Annotated in this window: 1 protein-coding gene; it reads left to right on the forward strand. The window is 47.3% G+C overall.

The genetic code is table 11. The annotated features are described in order from the left end of the window. Positions 1-25: 25 nt before the first annotated feature. On the forward strand, positions 26-319 hold a 294-nt coding region (locus ACI77I_RS32260; protein ID WP_407000266.1), incomplete at its 3' end, for a hypothetical protein.

Consider the following 319-nt stretch of genomic DNA (forward strand, 5'->3'; position numbering starts at 1 on the left):
GAAGGCTCAAAGGGTACAAAGGGCAATGCAACAAGTCGTTGGTTTGGATTTCGAATTGATGGATCACCAAATCTTACCGAGTCCTGTCGTTTTAAATGGGGGGGATCCTATTTTCCCATTCGTGTCCGTGCTTTCAGCCTCTCGCGCTGTGAGTAACAAAGGTGGGAGTTATGTAGTTGATTTGAATATGCCGTCACCTGTGCTGTTTTCAACAGAGCAGGAAATTCCTCTTGAAGACCGGTATTGCTACGGCCAATTAACACCTCCAGGAGGGTGGCTGAATGTTACTGTCGATGGGGGGAAAGTCCGAATAGAGAGA

It is taken from the genome of Pseudomonas sp. D47, assembly GCF_045447305.1.
In the GTDB taxonomy this organism is placed as follows: Bacteria; Pseudomonadota; Gammaproteobacteria; order Pseudomonadales; family Pseudomonadaceae; genus Aquipseudomonas.